This is a genomic window from Halomonas cupida, from assembly GCF_900142755.1.
GTDB lineage: Bacteria > Pseudomonadota > Gammaproteobacteria > Pseudomonadales > Halomonadaceae > Halomonas > Halomonas cupida.
On sequence record NZ_FRCA01000009.1, the window covers coordinates 17,957 to 35,650 of the forward strand.

Below are 17,694 nucleotides of genomic sequence, written 5' to 3' on the forward strand. Positions count from 1 at the left end.
TCACCATCCTGTCCAGGCCCGCAGCGCTGAGATCGGTCGCCGCATCAGGTAATAGCCGAGACTGACCTCTTCTCCGTACAGCCTGGCAGTGCCGTACAGCCCGAGACGAGCGTGTTCGGTGTCGTCATCGGCGTCGATACTGGCCACCAGGCGATAGGCGGCAACACCGTTGTCGTCGGGTCTGGCCTGGTAGTTGGTCTCGATGATCTCTCCCTTGATCGGCTCAAGGGGGTAGGCAGTGAGAAACAGTGTGACTTCGCTGCCCGGTTCGAGGGCGATGGCATCGGCCACCGCCAGTTGCACTTCGATCTCCGGCTGGCCGGGGTCGGCCAGTTGCAGGATACGTTCGCCGGTGGAGACCGGACGGCCCTGCCAGTCGTCCTCATCGCGATAGATGGCGACGCCTGAGGTCGGGGCATGCACCGTAGTACGGGCCAGCTCGGCCTCGACCCCTTCGAGCTCAGCCTGGCGCTGGTCGCGTTGGGCCCGAAGACGAGCGATCTCGGCCATGCTGGAGGCATCATCGAAGGCCAGGCTGCCAGCGGCATTGAGCTCGGCTTCGGCCACGGCGAGCTGTTGGCGAAGGACCTCAGCGCGGCTCTCGAGACTGGTGGTATCGAGCCGGAACAGCGGTGTGTCTCGGCTGACCGACTGATTGGGGGCAACCAGCATATCGGCCACCACGCCGTCCAGCGGGCTGGTGATCAGCATACTATCGTGAGAAATGATCTGTGCCGGTGCCAGAGCCGACTGGCGCACCGGGATGAACATCACCGCCACCGCCGCGACCAGCAGCAACCAGGCAATGCGCTTGCCGGGGACTCGCCATTTCCTGCGTTTCGGCTCTAGCGCCTGCCAGCAGAATGCCCAGCAGTTGGCTAGCGCAGGCATCTGTTCGCGCAGCGTCTGGGGTGGGGACTGGTCGAGCAGGAACACTGCGAGCCCCAGGCGTTGGCCATCGCGGCCATGCAATGGCACGCACCAGACCACCGCTGGCCACCACTGTGACCAGCCTTCAGCGATATCATCAGGCAGTTCAAGGTGGTCTCGAGACAGCACCTGTGGTGTTGCGTCTTTCTGCTGCGCGTCCAGCCAACGCCCGGCACGCTTCAGCCACTGGAGGTAGGGGGTCTGTTCGCGGGGGGTGGCCAGCCCGGAAACACAGGCGACCCGAATGTCGCGAGCAGTGGTGCTCAATACCAGTGCCTGGCGGAAACGTAGCAGCGGGTAGGGATCGTTGGCGATGGAGAACGCCAGCGCCGCCGATGACTCGGCGGCCATGGCGCGATCACGCAGCGCCGTCAACAGTGGCGCGAGAGACACTGGACTGGGTTGTTCATGTGCACTCATGTTCTTCTCGACAGCTGTTCTACTCGGTGACCGCTGCGCTGTCCTCGAACAGCATTCTGGCGTTGCCGGTCATACCCGGCCTCAGCTCCTCGTGAGTGTTGTCCAGAGTTGCCTCCAGTGCCACTGTCTGGGCAACGGCATCTATGCGTGCACTGATCGCACTGAGCGTCGCCGCATAGCGCTGTTCAGTCTCGTTGACGGTGACTTCCAATGCCTGGCCGACCTCGAGTCGCGGCAGCAATACGGAAGGGGCATTGAGGCGCACCTTGAGCGGGCCCTCGCCGACCAGATCGACCATTGGCGTACCGGCGGCGACTGTCTGATAAGGCTTGACGTGGATACGTGCAATGCGGCCATCGAAGGGGGCCTTCAGGGTGCACTGGTCGCGTTCGGCCACCGACAGGTTGACGGCGCTCTGAGCCTTCTCGACCTCGGCCTGGGCCACGATCACCTCATGGTCGCCAACCGCATCGAGTCGTCGCAGGCTACGCTTGGCGTCGAGGTTGAGGCGCGCCACCGAGACTTCGGTGCTCGCCGCATTGACCCTGGCCTGCTGGATCCTGCAGTCAAAACGTGCCAGTACGTCGCCCTCGCTGACCGTATCCCCCAGGCCTATCGGCAACTCCTCCAGGGTGCCATCCATACGGCTGGAGAGTGTCGAATCCTGTTGTGGTGCCAGCAGCACCCTGAGCCGCAATGACTCGGGGGAGTTGCGTAGCTGCTGCACCTGCTCAGGTTGCAGGGTCTGGGCGGGTGGGGCGGTCGGGCTGCCCGTTGGCGGCTGTTGCTGGGCCATGGCGCTGAGGGGTAGCGCGGCAGCGGCGACGATCATCGTCAGCCGTGCCAGATATCCTTTCCATTCCGCCTCGAGCTGTTTGTTTCCACGTCTTCCTGATCCATGAATTCGCGGATTATTGGGCATTGCCACCTCCCTGTATGGCACCGGGTTGGCTCATGGGCGTGGCAGTGGCAGGCGTTGCTGAGTCGGACGTCGTTCTGGGCGACGGAGTTTGAGGGGTGGCTCGTTGCAATGGCGCGCCATAGGTGTGATCCGTGGCCCCGCTGGGATGCGCGGCTATGATGCCCTGGGTCTCATGGATATTCATGGCGTTTTCCAGTTCGGCGGCCAGGGTCTGGACGCTGTGATCGGCAACGGTATCAGGCAGGACGTCCACGCCCACCGAGTTGAACAGCCGCCCCCAGGCGGCCTGAGCGCGGGAGTAGGCAGCTTCGCGGGAATACTGGGACAGCAGGTAGCGGCTCTGGGCTCGGATGACTTCCAGCTCGGAACCGATCGAGGTGGAGGCGGCTGCCTTCGAATAGTCGAGCAGATCCTCATCGACTTCCAGGCTTTCGTCGGCGTACTTGAGTTCCTCGAGGGCCAGGTGGTAGCGCAGTGCACCAACACGCACTTGGGTGAGCACCGCCATGGAAAGGGCTGTGCGGCGCAGTTCATCGACGTCCGACTGGGTTTCCTGGGCCTGATTGAGATCCGGGTATTGCAGCAGGCGCAGCAGGTTGAGGGAGACGTTCACGCCACTCTGGGCCCAGTCATTGTTGTACAGATAGTCGTTGGAGTCGTATGCGAGGCCTGCGCTGACGGTGATGTTGGGCCACAGGCGCAGTTTGGCCGCTTCCAGGTCGAGCTGGTTGACGCGCTGGCGATACCACTCTTCCATGATTTCGGGGCGTTGCTCCAGTGCTATCTGCTCAAGGCGTGCGACATCGCTGATTTCCGGTGGTAGCTCGGGTTCCGGCATATCGGCCAGTTCGAGTCGAGTGCCTGGCGGCAGCGACATCAAGGCAGCGAGTTCGGATTGGGCCAGTTCGAGATCCTGGCGACGTGCGGTCAGCAGTGACGTGGAGTCCAGCAGAGCACGTTGATAGGACAGCACTTCCTGGCGGGGCAGCAACCCCTGGCGCTGGGCTTCGCGGGAGGCGTTCAGCGCCACTTCGGTACGTGCCAGCAGCACATTGAGCTGAGGAATCAACCGCTGGGCGGCCAGAGCACGCCAGTAGGCATTACGCACATCCCGCAGCACATTCTGGGCGACCTTGCGGCGGCGTTCCTCGGCCATCAGGATCTGATCGGATTTCTGCTGGTTCTCATAGTAGGCCAGGCCGAAGTCGAGCAGGCTCCAGCTCAGGTCAAGGCCAGCGGTGGTGTGATAGCGCTCCTCGGAAGTGGAGGGGCGCAGGCTTTCCTGACGATCCTCGATGCCGATGGAGGTGCCACCGGAATCGTTGCTGCGGTCACTGTACCCTGCACTGGCGACCAATTGGGGCAGCAATTCGTGACGAGAGACGTCGCGCAGATCCGAGGACAGCGCACTTTCCATCAGTTTCAACCGGTAGTCGAGGTTGTACTTGAGGGCACGCGCTGCAGCTTCATAAAAGGTGATCGGCTGGGTGATCGGCTCCTGAGCCGAGTACATCTTCGCCTGATCGCTGATCGCTCTCTGGCGAACTTCTTCCTCTGTATAAGGATCAACCTCAAGGCTGGAGCAGGCGCTGAGCGTCAGGCTGGCGGCTATGGCGGCTCCAAGTGCAGTCACTGGAAAGCGAGCCAGACGCGGGGAGGGGCGAACAGCTGTCATGAGTCAGACTCCAATGTCAAAGGCGCGAGACGCGAATTCGAGACCTGCAACTGCTGGCGGAAACCTGGCGCAATCGGCTGCGCTGCGACCTCCGGCACCTTGTCGTCGGTGCCTTGTGCAGTGTGGGTCTGTTGTTGTTCGGTGCGTGCCGCACCGTCCTGTGGTGTGGTTTGACGATCATCCGTGTTGGAGGCTGGCCTGGCATCAGCTTCGGCACCGGCATTGTCATCAGTGCCAGCGTTCTCGGCGGGTCTGAAGCCTTCCAGCATGGTGCTGTGGGTAGCCGCATGAATGGAGGGGTCCGGCAGCAATCCATCGGCGGATAGATTGGTTCGCCCATGGCGACCCAGCAGTATCATCTGATCCTGTTCGTGGAAGGCCCGACTGACGGCCACCGCCCGGCCCACGAACTGGCCTTCGACTTGACCGAGGTCCATACCGACGAAGGTCTGCTGTTCGAAAGGGCGTACCAGCCAGGGATTGCCACTGTCGCTGATGCGCAGGTAGTTGGTGGCCTCGATATTATTCAGCTCGACCTCTGGAGTGATATAGACGATCGGCTCGAAACCCAGGTCGGCACCCGGGCGCGACCCCAGCGTGCCCTGACCCTGGTGATAAGGATCGGCATCACCGCCCACCGGAATATAGGGCGCGGCGATATCGAGGGTGATGGTCAGGTTGGCGGATGCCGGTGCGCCGGCCAGGTCGCCAATGCGATAGACGAACACGTCCTGGAGTATCGGTCCGCGTCCGGCAGCCTGCAGTACTTCGCTATTGGTCATGTCGATGACGTATTCATAACTGCCATCGGCATTCAGCACCAGGGTGCCATAGCGCCCGTACAACGGCTGCCCGGCGGAGACCGTGCCATCATCATCGACGGGGCGTACATCAACCACCTCGCGGCTGTCACCACCATCGACATCACTGTCATTGGGCAGCACATTGCCGGTGGCCTGAGGCTCGGGCGTCTGGTCGCTGGCAACGTTGCTGTCGTCGCGAGCCACGGGGTTGTCGTTGGCGCCCTCGACAATGATGGTCAGGCGGGCAGTCGAGGTATCGCCCGTGGTATCACGCATCACATAGTCGAAGCGCTCGGTCAGCGTTTTGCCTGCGGTGCGCAGCGCCTGCACGGTGGGATTGTCGTTGTCGACCTCATAGGTATAGCTGCCATCGGCATTGACGATCAGAGTGCCGTAACGGCCCTGTAGCGTCTGGCCGGCGAGGGCGCTGTTGTTGCCCTGGCTGACACTGATGACGGCTTTGGTTTCGCCATACTCTGTGCCATCGATGTCGGTATCGTTGTCGAGCACGTTCCCGTCGGGATCGACGCCAGGGGTGCCGTTATCGATACCGCCGGCCTCGACGGCAATGGAGTCATCGTCATTGGCCACCGGCGTGTCGTTGGCGCCCTGGATGACGATGGTCAGCACTGCCTGGGATGTATCACCGGCGGTGTCGCTGATGACATAGGTAAAGTTCTCGTTCAGGGTCTGTCCCGAATTCCGCAGTGCCTGTACCTCGGGATTGTCGTTGTCGACTTCATAGGTATAGCTGCCATCGGCATTGACGATCAGGGAGCCGTATTGCCCGGTCAGCGACTGACCCGCCTGCACGCTGTCGGTACCCTGGCCGACGCTGACCACGGTAGTGGTTTCGCCGCGATTGGTGCCGTCGACATCCGAGTCGTTGTCGAGGACATTGCCACTGGGATCGACACCCGGCGTGCCATTGTCGGCGCCTCCGGCCTCGACTGCAGTGGCGGTATCATCGTTGGCCACTGGTGTATCGTTGGCGCCTTGAATGACGATGGTCAGTCTCGCCTGGGAAGTATCTCCCGCAGCATCGCGCATCACATAGTCGAAGCGCTCGGTCAGCGTCTGGTCGGCGGCGCGCAGGGCCTGCACGGTGGGGTTGTCGTTGTCGACCTCATAGGTGTAGCTGCCATCGGCATTGACGATCAGAGTGCCGTAACGGCCCTGTAGCGTCTGGCCGGCGAGGGCGCTGTTGCTGCCCTGGCTGACACTGATGACGGCTTTTGTTTCGCCATATTCGGAGCCATCGACGTCGGTATCATTGTTGAGCACATTGCCGGTTGGGGCAGTCCCCGGAGTACTGTTATCGATGCCGCCTGCCTCGACAGCAGTGTTGCCATCGTCATTGGCCACCGGGGTGTCGTTGCGACCATCAATAGTAATGGTCAGTTCCGCGCTGTCTTCAGCGCCCCAGCGATCATCAATGGTGTAGGTAAAGACATCGGTCAACGTCTGACCGCTCTGGCGCAAGGCCTGAACGTCGGGATTGTTATCGTTGACTTCGTAGGTGTAACTGCCGTCACCATTGAGAATCAGACGTCCATATTCGCCGTCAAGATATTCACCAACCACGCCTTCGGTACCGGCGCCACCGGCGTTTCCGGTACGAATGCCGATGACTTCAAGGTTGGGGCTATCATCGGGTGTCGGGCCAACGTCGCGATCAGGATCTACATCGTTGTCCAGTACATTGCCAGTGGCATCTTCGCCGGGACTGGCATTGTCCAGGCCGCCGGCTTCAATGGCCGAACCAGCATCGTCACCGGCAACCGGCGTATCATTTCCGCCACGGATGATGACCCGCAATTGGGCGGTGTCGGCCAGACCACCCTGGTCAATGGCTTCATAGGTGAAGTAGTCGTTGAGAAAATCGGTAGCATCCAGAGCGATAACATCGGGGTTGTTATTGTCGACTTCGTACAGATAACTGCCATCGGGGTTGATGGTCAGAGTGCCGTATTGGCCGATCAGGCTGATGCCTCCCGGCAGGATCGCTTGTAGCGGGTCGCCACTGGATTCTTGACCAGCGCGAGCGGCGCCTACCGACAGACTGTCATTGCCATCAACATCGGTATCGTTGGGCAGTACATTGCCATCGGGATTATGGCCGGTGCCGTTGGGGTTTTCGGCGACAGCGTACGCCAGGTCGTTGCTGGCCACCGGCGCATCCCAGGCACCTTCGATGGTCAGGGTCAGCTGTGCGATGTCTGTCGCGCCGACCGTATCCAGCATGCGGTAGCTGAAGGTCTCGGTCAGCGATTCCCCTTCGACCAGTTGCTGTACCGCATCAAGGCTGTTGTCGATGGCGTAGGTGAAGCTGCCATCGGCGTTGATGGTCAGAGTGCCGTATTCACCGGCAATATCGGTACTCCCTGACACGCTGGTAAAGTCACCGCCATCGGCTTCGCTGCCGGTGCGAATGCCATTGACGGCCTTGGTATCCCCGCCATCGACATCGGTGTCGTTGCCAAGCACATTGCCGGTACCATCCGCGCCAGGATCGCCATTGTTGGTGCCACCCGCTTCAGTGGCAGTGGCGGCATCGTCGGTGGCGACCGGAGTATCGTTGCTGCCCTCAATGGTGATGGTCAACGTAGCGTTGGTCTCGGCCCCCAGCGGATCAAGAGCGGTGTAGGTGAACGTCTCGTTGAGCTGATCTGCTGAGGTCCGCAGTGCTTGAACATCCGGGTTGTCGTTGTCCAGCACATAGCTGTAGCTGCCATCGGCATTGATGGTCAGAGTGCCGTAGCTGCCGGTGATTGAGCTCCCGGCGTTGGCCGTCGTGCCGCCTTGCGCGAACTCGCTGACCTCCAGGGTCTGGCCATCGATATCGGTGTCATTGTCGAGCACGTTACCGCTGGGGTCGACGCCTGGCGTGCCGTTGCCGACGCCACCGGCTTCGATGGCAGTGGCGGTATCGTCGGCAGGTGAGGGAGGATCGTTGGCACCGGTAATGGTCACCACCAACTGGGCGAGGTCGGTATTGTCTGCGGTATCTGATAGCTGATAGGTAAAGGTTTCGGTAATGGTCTGGCCTGCAGCGAGCGCCTGAACATCGACGTTGCTGCCATCCACCATATACTCATAACTGCCATCGGGATTGATGGTGAGCGTGCCATAGTTGCCAATGACGTCTGTGCTTCCCACCACATTGGTGAGGGTGCCGCCATCAGCTTCCGTGCCAGTGCGAATGCCGTTGACCGAGAGGTTGGTGTTGGGGCGGTCGACAGTATCGACATCTTCATCGACACCATCACCATCGTCATCGGTGATCAGGTTGCCGGTGCCATTCTCTGCGGGAGTGCTGCCATCGGTGGAGGGCGCCTGGGCAGCAGTACTGTTGTCGGTGGCGACCGGGTTGTCCTGGTTACCGTCAATGGTAATGGTCAGGTTGGCCACGTCGATCAGGCCTCCGGCATCGACGACTTGATAGCTGAAGGTTTCGGTCAAGGTGTCGCCGTCGGCCAGCCGCTGAACATCGGTATTGTTGTTGTCGATCACATATTCGTAGCTGCCATCGGCGCCGATGGTCAGGGTGCCGTAGTCGCCGGGGATGCTGGTTCCGTTGACACTGGTGGTATCCGCGCTGACGTCAGTGAAGGTCGCATCGAGCTCCTTGTCGCCGACACGAATGCCGCTGACGGCCTGGGTTTCATCATACTCATCGACATCGGTGTCGTTGGTCAGCACATTGCCATTGGCATTCTGGCCGCCGGTGCTGTTGTTGATGCCACCGGCTTCAATGGCGGTGCCGGTATCGTCCGCGGCAACCGGGGTATCGTTGGCCCCCTGAATGGTCACGGTGATGGTGGCTTGGGAAGTAACGCCGGCGAGATCGGCGATTTCATAGGTGAAAGTCTCGGTCAGGGTATCGCCCGACTGACGCAGCGCTTCGACCTCGGGATTATCGTTGTTGACGATGTACTGGGCGAAACCATCACTACCGATGATCATGGTGCCGTATTGGCCAATCACTTCCGTCGTCTGGCTCGGATTGGCATCCACGACCTGCAGGTTGTCAGCATCAATCCCCGCCTGGGTAACGGTCAGTACGTCGTCGTTGGTGGCGATATCGACGTCGGTATCGTTGTTGAGCAGGAAGCCATTGGGGTCGATACCTACCTGATTGTTGTCAGTGCCGCCGGCTTCCAAGGCAATGGCGGTGTCATCATTGGCGACGGGGTCGTCATTCACTGCATTGACGGTGATGGTCAGCGTATCAACATCGGTTAGCGCGTCATCGGGGTTCTGGCCGGGAATGCCATCGCCAAGCGCTTCGTCTGGGTTGTCGCCGAAGTTGCCTTGATCGTTGGTGGTAATGGTCAGGGTGTCTTCGCCGTTGAAGTTGAGATCGCCCTGGTAGGTCAGGTTGGCGAGGGCAGCATTGATCTGCGCCACGCTGCCGGTAATGGTCAGCGTGGCGGTACCACTACCCGTGACTGTCGCATCACCGACATCGGTGATATCGAGAGTCCCTTGAGTGACTTCCAGCACAACTTGGTGGTTGTTGGCTCCCGCCTGACTGGCGGGGTCACGGGCATCGGGGTCGCTGATCGACAGGCCGTTGATGGGAATAGTGGTGTCTTCGTCACCCTCCGGCGCAGTGCCCGGCAGATGATTGACCGGTGCCTCATTGAGCTGCACATAGCCGATATTGGCTGGGCTGTCGCCGCCTTCACCGAGGTTGATGGTGATACTGGAAAGACTGCCATCGCCGTAGGTGCCGCCATCGGTATCGAAGCGAGCACGCACATCACCGGCATCGGTATCGCTGAATTCATTGGCTGCAGTGATGCGATACAGTCCGGTGGGCAGGACGCCGAACTGATACTGGCCGTCGGCGTCAGTCGTGATGACGAAGTTCTCGTCGTCAGCCGTATCCAACTGGCCATCAGCCCCCGCCCAGGTCAGGGTGACGTCCTGACCGTCGAAACCGGCTTCGTCACCATCCTGAGTGCCGTTGGCGTTGTCGGTATCGTCCCACAGGGTGCCGGAGATAATGCCCAGGCCGGCACCCTCGGTGAGGATATAGTCGTTGACGCCACCGCTGCCATTGCGCTCGCCTTCACTGGTGCCATCCGCACCGACCGTGCTGCCGCCGAACTCGGTGAAGTCCTCGGGCAGGCTTGACCAGGTCAGGGTCGCCAAGGCATCGGCGTCTGTGACGAGGACATCATTGGGCACATCGACGCTATAGTTGACCGTGACATCAGTGCCCGGATCGAGTTGGTCGAAGGTGACGCTGATGCCGTCGGTGGTATTGATGGCTACACCGTCCGGAAGCGTATCGACACCGATCTCATAGCTGTCACCATCAATAGTGATGGTATTGACGGTGTAATTGGTGCCATCCGGGAACGCGTCCGTGAGCGATACGTCATAGGCCGGCATGCTTCCGTCCTGGGTAAAGCTGACATCCACTGTGGCATTGCCTGTGGTATCGCCGGTCCCTGGATCGAAGTCGACCACGTTCTTGTCGAGGCCAGTAAAACTGGGTTCGGCAATACGCTCGACGATTCTCTCGCTGACGAATTCATTATCGTTGCGGGTCTGGGTGACGGTCATGCCGAGCTCGGTACCGGCGATATTGCCTGCGACGTTATCGACCCGAACGTTGAACTCCAGACTGATGCCCTCCGCATCATCCTGTTCGGGGGGCTTGCCGCTGTCGTCATCGTTGGCGATGGTCTCCAGATTGATGGTCAGGGTGCGTCCGTCAGCAGAGATAGTGTAGAGATCTGGATTGAGAATACCGCTGGGGCCGTTGGAAAGATCCTCGGGAATATCTACTGCTTCCGGCGACTCGCCATTACCATCGATCTCATTAGCCCCGGTATCCAGTATCGGAAACAGGCCGCTGCCATTGGAGATCAGGCCCATCAGAATCTGATTGGCGGTTTCCGGCAGGATGGTCAGCCCTTCATCGACCTGAATGGTAAGGTTGTAGCCTTGCGACAGGCCTTCAGGAATCAAGGCAACGACGCGATAACGAATGATCTCACCGACGGCGACATCTTCACTGGGGCCGCTGGTCGGGTCTGCCGCGCTGGTATCATCCAGTCCGCCCACCCGGGAGACGCGCAGCTCCTGGGCCACTGGAATCAGCAGGGTATCCTGTTGCTGGTAGTCGTTGAGAACGCCACTGTTCAGATTACCATTCACCCCAGTGCGCTCCTCGCCAACACTGGACGTGACCTCATCATCAAGACTGGTCCACTGCACCTGAGCTTCGCTGGTCAGGTTGGTGAAGTCCGCTGCCATCAGGCCCACTGTGCCGGATATAGTGATGGTGATGCTCTGGCCATTGGTCAGGTCAACATCCGAGCCATCGGCAATACGTAATACACCATTCTCAATCACGAAATCAGCGGCGGTGAGATTGCCCGCACTGTCAACAACACCTGCAATACTCAGATCGTTGACGTGTTCCGGTAGCTGGGTGTTGAGGATCAGGTCGAAGGCATCGGTGCCGGAAGCATTATTCAGACTAATGGTGAATTCGATTTCATCATCGCGATCGACACCCGGGCCAGGATCGCCGGGTACTGTCAACTGTTGGTCGATGGTCACGGTGGGCTCGACGATGGTCGTGACCATGCCGTCACCGGTACTGGCAATGTTGCGGTCCACCGGGGTCGCGCCGTTGACCTCGTCGCCATCCGGGTCGCTGTAACCCAGCTCGGCATCATTGGTATGTGATGTGCCTTGCTGGTTGCTCTGGACATTATCGGCAATCAGGCGCAGACGGATCACAAAGCTGTTGTTGCCGGCGTCGTTGTCGGCCTCGGTACTGCTGGCAGTGAAGGTCAGACTACCATCGGGACTGATACTGCCGGCTGCGACAGTACCGGCGAAATCCGCGCTCAGTGCGCCGCTGCCTGCGGTTGTCTGGATCAATTCATAGCCCAGACTACCGTTGAAGCTGGTGTCCAGCACCATGCCCGGCGGGATCAGATCACTGACATCGAGTTCCTGGGTAGTGCCCTCGGGCAGGGTGACGACAATGTCGTAGTCCATGCTTTCGCCGACGACCAGATTGTTGCCGCTGGTGTGGGCTTCACTGGAGTCATCGTTGCTCAGACTGCCGTCCTTGTAGTCGATGACGACTTCGGGAGCGGCAACCTGCTGAGTGGCATCGTCGCTGAGGTCATTGGGCGTGAAGTCCTGGCCACCTTCGACACTGGCGTAATTGTTCAGTGTGGCGGTGCTGCCCATCGTGCGGCTGGCAGCCACCGCTGCTACCACCTGAACGTCGTAGGTGATGACGATAACGTTCAGGCCACTGTTGTCATTGTCGGTACCATCACGGCCGGCCAGCAGCGTGGCCTGGTTGTCGGCATCGAGCAGGGTGATGGTATTGCCATTGACCTCGTAGTCGGTGCCTTCGATCAGTTCGGTCCCATCACCGCGGGTCAGGATCAGGTTGGCGGCATCAAGGCTACCGCCAACGAAGGCCAGGTCAGGGGGAACTTCGATGGTGGTGGCCACATCGTAGGCACCGCCGCCGCCGGTGTTCTTGAGAATGGTCGCCAGCCGCAGGGTGTCTCCGGCGTCGATATCACTGACATTACCATCACCGACACCGGGGTCGGTAACGGCCCCCGTGTGTGGCGCACCCGTTGTGCCGGGTGCAGCCCAGTTGCCATCGGTGCCGGATACGGTGCCGTTGCTGGAACTGACCACGCCATGGGTGATACCCACCACTGGCTCGGCTACTGACTGTACCCGGGCTACGTCTTCGCTGATCAGCTCATTCTTGTCGAGAGTGGTGGTCTGGCTGGATAGAGCCAATACATCCAGTGAGCGCTGATCCGCAAAGGGCTGGTCGCCCACGGTCATGGTGAAGTCAACGGCAATGGTGCTGGGGGAGGCGGCGTTGTCGACGTCGGCGAAGGTAAAGACCAGTGAGTTACCAGGCCCGCTGGTGACACTGGTGATTGCGCCCGCGTGGGTATTGGCGGCATTGAGTGCCCAGGTATTGGAGCCGGTGCCTTCGGCCCAATCGATGCCCGAGGTGTCCAGCAGCGGCAGTGGTAGGTACACCGTCAGGGTGAAGTTCTCGTGATCGCCGGTAATCAGGTCATAGCTGACCGTGAAGGTGACCTCTTCGCCTGGGGACAATTCCGTGTCACCACTGGGGATGGTGATATCCACCTGACCGGTGGGCACTGTGGTTTCGGTGTTGGAGTTGTCGCTTTCATCGAACCCCGTGGTGTTGTTCTCGTCGATCAGGATATCGGCAGTGACCACTGCGCTGTTGCTGACGCTGTCGCCTTCGTTGATGGCAGGATGATCCACGCCAGTGGCATATTCCTCGTCGATGACGGTGGTGTAGTCGATGGTGGCACTGGTGGGTGTGCCGTTATGGACCTCGTCGAAGGCGTTGTCCCCCGACAGCCAGGGTTGGCTGGGGAAGGCGGCTTCCATGGAGGCGGCGATATCGAATTCCAGAGTGGTGGTGCCATCGGCGTTGTCGGTTTCGCTGTATATCAGCTCGACGGTAACATTCTGTTGCACATTGCCGTCACCATCGACGAAGGTCACCGTCATGGTCGGCGTGCCCTGGACGGTCTGGCCGTTGCTCAGAGTATCCGTGATCACGAACTGGCCCTGATTCTGGCTGGTGGTACCGAAGGCGAAATAGTCCGACAACGTCATCTGCAACTGGTAATCGAGGGTATCGCCCGGTGTCAGGCCAGATGCACCGGTATCGGTGACGATGGTCGCTGTCTTGTGCAGTGCGATGGATTTGGCAGTAAAGCTGATCGGCTCACCCGTCCCGCTGAAATCGACGGTGCCGCCGCCATCGGGTTCGTCACGATCATCGATGGGGTCCCAGTCTCCAGATCCGGTGGGGGCATCGAAGGTAATGGTGACATCATCGCCGGTGTCCGGGTCGATGATCGGATTGCCTTCGGCATCCTGTTCGGGGACGTAGAACTCCACGGTACTCGATTCGGCACCGGTGAGCTCAGCGTATTCGACGGTGTACTCGGTGATGAACACATCGTCCCGGTCGATCAGGGTCTGGATCGCCGTTGGGTTGGTGACCACCTGACCGCTGGCCAGGGTGATCGAGGTCAGGGTGCCTGAGCCTGGGTCAATATTGGTGACCTGCACATTGGAAGGTACTGGCTGGGTAACCACCACATTGCTGATGGGCTGGACCGTGGGGTCGATACCTGCAGGTTTTATGGTGGTGGTCAGGCTATGAGTATAGTTCTCACCGGTGGCGGTCTCGTCCTCGGTCATGTTGAGTGTCTGCTCGACATCGACAACTGTCGGCATGACAGTAATGACTGATGGGTTGGTACCGATGACACTGGGGTCATCCTGAGGATTGTCCAGCGAATCATGGCCCAGCTCGAAGCCGCCGATGGCGGTGATGTCGAGTTCTGGCGAACCATCGGTGGCTGAGGTGTCGGCCAGTTCACTCAGGGTCGCAGTAAAGGTGACTTCGATGGCTGGTTGATCGGGGCCAAAGCTGGCGAAGGGAATCTCGACCACCGCCAGCGTATCACCAGCCCGGTAGCCATAGTCGGCGGCGTTGATGATCACCGCATTGCCGTTGGCGTCCTTCGCAACAGGATGTGCCGCCTGACCATTGGCATCGAAGGTAACAGTGGTGATGGGCAGATCGCCGCCCACATAGCTGGCCGAGTTGATGGTGATGCCGTCGTCGATTTCGGCTCCTGCGCCGTCCTTGCCGGTGGTCGGCACATACAGATGGATAAAGGGCGCATAGCCGATCTCGGCAGAGGTGTTGCTGAAACTGACCGTGAAGTCGAAGCTCTCGCCCAGTGGGACCTCTTGACTGGTTGCCCCCAGCGAAACGGTCGGTGCGGCAGGCAAGAGGCCGTCCATGGTGGCCAGTCTGGCGAGATCGGTACCGGTCTGCTGATCGATATCTCCTCGGGTGGTCTCCAGTTGCCAGTCGCCACCGAGGCGTGCTTCACCGGTATCGTCATCGGATGCGGCGACATCGGCACCGGTAGCATCGGCGAGGCCGTCGATCAGTTGCTGGCCGCTGGCTCCGTCACCGACTCGGCAGCCGTAGAGCAGCAGATCGGCATCGGCACTCAGAGCATCGCGCCATTGACCAAGTTGTTGTTCGAGTTGAGGAAGGGTGTCGGCGGAGACATGGGAGCTGCCGAGCAGGAATTGACCATCGGTGCCATGGCTGAATATCTCCACGCTCTGGACATCGTCCATGCCGGCCAGCGCGGAGGTAATGGAATCGATACCGTTATCTGCGGCATCGACGACCAACAGTGCGGCATCGGACGAAGTACCGTCGATGATCGCCTGTTGTTGGGCCGGATCAAGGCGCGCGTCGACCACCACGAGATGATGGCGGGCGCCGTTGGCGCTACCTGTTGTCTTGGCATCACTGGTCGTATTGGCCTCGACGTGCCGCGAGTCGCTGTCCTGGTGGGTGTCGTCGGAGTTCTGATCTACCGCGGCTGCAGCGGCACCGTCAAACAACAGTCGAGGCTCGAGCGCAACAAGGCGAGAGCGGGGACGAATTCCTTTCATGACGACTCCGTCAGCTGAGTTCCTGCGCTATCCAGGCCTGTAGAGTGCCAGTGTCTGCGTGCATTCCTGGTGTCGTCGTCAGTGCCTCGGAAGATGATATCTGGACCCAGGTTTGCAACCGACGTGCATGAGTTTTGGTCTCTTGGGGGTGCGAGGGTTATGCCCTGGACGTTTTTTTTTTGCTCTTTTCCCGTCAAGAGTGAATGATCCCCATGCCTCTATAATCTCCCTTGGGCCGGTCGCAGGATCCTCCGGCGATAAAGGCAATAGATCTGGCAGCCGATATTTAGAGTAGCCCAGATGAATGAAATATGAGTAACCGAATTAGTGAGATATACACTTTTCAGCAGCTATCAAAGGGCAACAAGACCGGTTTGTTCTATTAACCCGGCATGCTTTCATGTTGGATTAATGACGGCGCAGGGACGTGCCGCCGTCGGCCATCAGGCCGACGCGAGACAGCACCACACCAGCAGATCCACACATCTGCGCCAGTGTGGTGCGGACGACAATCAAATCGATCAGGATGAGCTATTTGATTGCCATGTTAATAGTGACTGGTCGAGAAACGGTCATGATGCGCGAGGTAGGGTAAGCGCATGGCCTCCATCAAGGGAGGAGCTCAGTGCTGAACGGTAACCACATCCAGGGAACGGAACATATCGGCTTTCTGCTGCTGCCCGGCTTCTCGATGATGGCATTCTTCTCGGCGGTGGAGCCGTTGCGCATCGCCAACCGCATGGCCGGGCACCAGCTGTACGACTGGACGCTGATCGGGCTGAGCGAGGAACCGGTCACCGCCAGCAATGGTATGACGCTGCTGGTCGATCATGGCATGGCGGATGTTCGTCACCTGCCGGCATTGGCGGTGTGCAGTGGCTTCGACCCGGAGCAGTGGATCGGGCGAGGGTTGATGGCATGGCTCAACCGGCTCGATCAGGGAGGCTGTCGTATCGGAGCGTTGGATACCGGTGCAGTGGTGTTGGCCGAGGCCGGACTGCTCAAGGGTGAGACGGTGACCCTGCATTGGGAGTCGCTACCGGCCTTCAATGAGCGTTACCCTGGAATCGCCACATGCGATGAGCTCTTCCTGCTGGGGGACAAGCGGTTTTTCTGCGCGGGTGGGGCGGCGGCCATGGACATGGCCCTCGAGTCGATCGCCAGACGTCACGGTACCGCCCTGGCGGTGGAAGTCTCCGAGCAGTTGATTCATGACCGTTTACGTTCGCGCGGTGATCACCAGCGGATGACCCTGGCACGACGCCTGGGCAGCCACAATCCACGTCTTGTCGAGGCGGTGGCGCAGATGGAGAGTCACGTCGAGACACCACTTTCGCTACAGGTCGTCGCCCAGCGCAGCGGTATTTCCGAACGCCAGTTGCAGCGCCTGTTCGCCGATACCCTGAGGACGTCTCCGGGGGCCTGGTATCTGGGCATACGGTTGGACAGGGCGTTGTACCTGCTCAAGGAAACCGACCATGGCGTGCTGGCCATAGGGCTGGCCTGTGGTTTCAGTTCGCCATCGACCTTCTCCCGAGCCTTTCGGCGTCGTTTTGGCCAATCGCCCAGAGACGCCCGGCGCCGTTCATGATCAGCCAGGGCTGGTGACAGGCAGGAGTTGAGCCTGCCTGTCGGAGACCTTCTTTTCAGGATATGCGTGAAACAGAGGGGCGCTGACGGCGCCACCAACTGCTGCGCTGCGGTTTCATACCCGGAAAGTGACGTTCTACCTGGCGCAGAACCAATGTCAGTACCACGGTCAGCAACAGGTAGAGGGCGGCGATCAGCAGCAGAGGCTCGTAGGTGAGAAAGGTCTCGTCGCGGATGATATTGGCCGCCTGCAGCAGATCCATCATGGCAATGGTGGACACCAGCGGTACCGACTTCAGCAACAGGATCATTTCGCCGGTCAGTGTCGGCAGGCAAAGCTGGATGGCACGCGGCAGCCATAGGTGAATGAACACCTGCAGCGGTGACAGACCAAAGGCCCGACCAGCTTCGCGCTCGCCGAGGGGCACGCTGAGCAGGGCGCCGCGCAGGACCTCCCCGGTGTAGGCGCCCACTGAAAGCGTGAAGGTGAGGCTGGCGTAGAAGAACGGGTCTCGCAACAGGTCCTTGAACAGCCCCTGCTGGGCCAGTGGCAATCCCTCCAGCAGGCGACCCACGCCGTAATAGAAGAAGAACAACTGGACCAGCAGAGGTGTGCCGCGAATCACCGTGGATACGCCATGGGCCAGCCATGCCAGAGGGCGGGGCCCCTTGATGCGAACAATCGCCATGAGGACCGCCAGCAACAACCCTGCCACAGACGAGACGCCCAGCAGCCAGAGGGTGTTGATCAAGCCCTCGACCAGGTACTCACGGTAGAAGGGATCATTCAACCAACTGAAATCCAT

General features: G+C 60.1%; 7 protein-coding genes. 2 read left to right on the top strand and 5 right to left on the bottom strand.

The features are described 5' to 3' along the window. From BUE38_RS15465 to BUE38_RS15480, 4 genes are read right to left on the bottom strand one after another with little or no spacing between them, the layout of a single operon-like run. On the bottom strand, positions 1-1,350 hold the full coding sequence (locus BUE38_RS15465) for an efflux RND transporter periplasmic adaptor subunit (RefSeq protein WP_073436150.1): 1,350 nt from the start codon (positions 1,348-1,350) through the stop codon (positions 1-3). 19 nt (positions 1,351-1,369) lie between these two features. Next, positions 1,370-2,272: an efflux RND transporter periplasmic adaptor subunit gene (locus BUE38_RS15470; RefSeq protein WP_084541986.1), complete on the bottom strand. Its 903-nt coding sequence runs from the start codon at positions 2,270-2,272 to the stop codon at positions 1,370-1,372. Further along, positions 2,262-3,947 (bottom strand): TolC family protein, encoded by a 1,686-nt coding sequence (locus tag BUE38_RS15475; protein ID WP_073436152.1) that lies wholly within the window; start codon positions 3,945-3,947, stop codon positions 2,262-2,264. Before BUE38_RS15475 ends, BUE38_RS15470 begins: the two co-directional genes overlap by 11 nt. Next, complete coding sequence (locus tag BUE38_RS15480) at positions 3,944-15,298, bottom strand: VCBS domain-containing protein (protein WP_073436153.1); 11,355 nt, start codon at positions 15,296-15,298, stop codon at positions 3,944-3,946. The genes BUE38_RS15475 and BUE38_RS15480 overlap by 4 nt, the downstream gene beginning before the upstream one ends. A 411-nt stretch (positions 15,299-15,709) precedes the next feature. Between BUE38_RS15480 and BUE38_RS22655 the strand changes: the two genes are divergently transcribed. Then, entirely contained in the window at positions 15,710-15,937 is a 228-nt protein-coding gene (locus BUE38_RS22655) for a hypothetical protein (protein WP_143166356.1), read from the top strand. Further along, positions 15,924-16,889, top strand: a complete 966-nt coding sequence (locus tag BUE38_RS15485) for a GlxA family transcriptional regulator (protein ID WP_255320825.1) — start codon at positions 15,924-15,926, stop codon at positions 16,887-16,889. The genes BUE38_RS22655 and BUE38_RS15485 overlap by 14 nt, the downstream gene beginning before the upstream one ends. A 55-nt stretch (positions 16,890-16,944) precedes the next feature. Here the strand turns inward: BUE38_RS15485 and BUE38_RS15490 are convergent, their stop codons facing one another. Continuing rightward, entirely contained in the window at positions 16,945-17,694 is a 750-nt protein-coding gene (locus BUE38_RS15490; protein WP_073436154.1) for an ABC transporter permease, read from the bottom strand.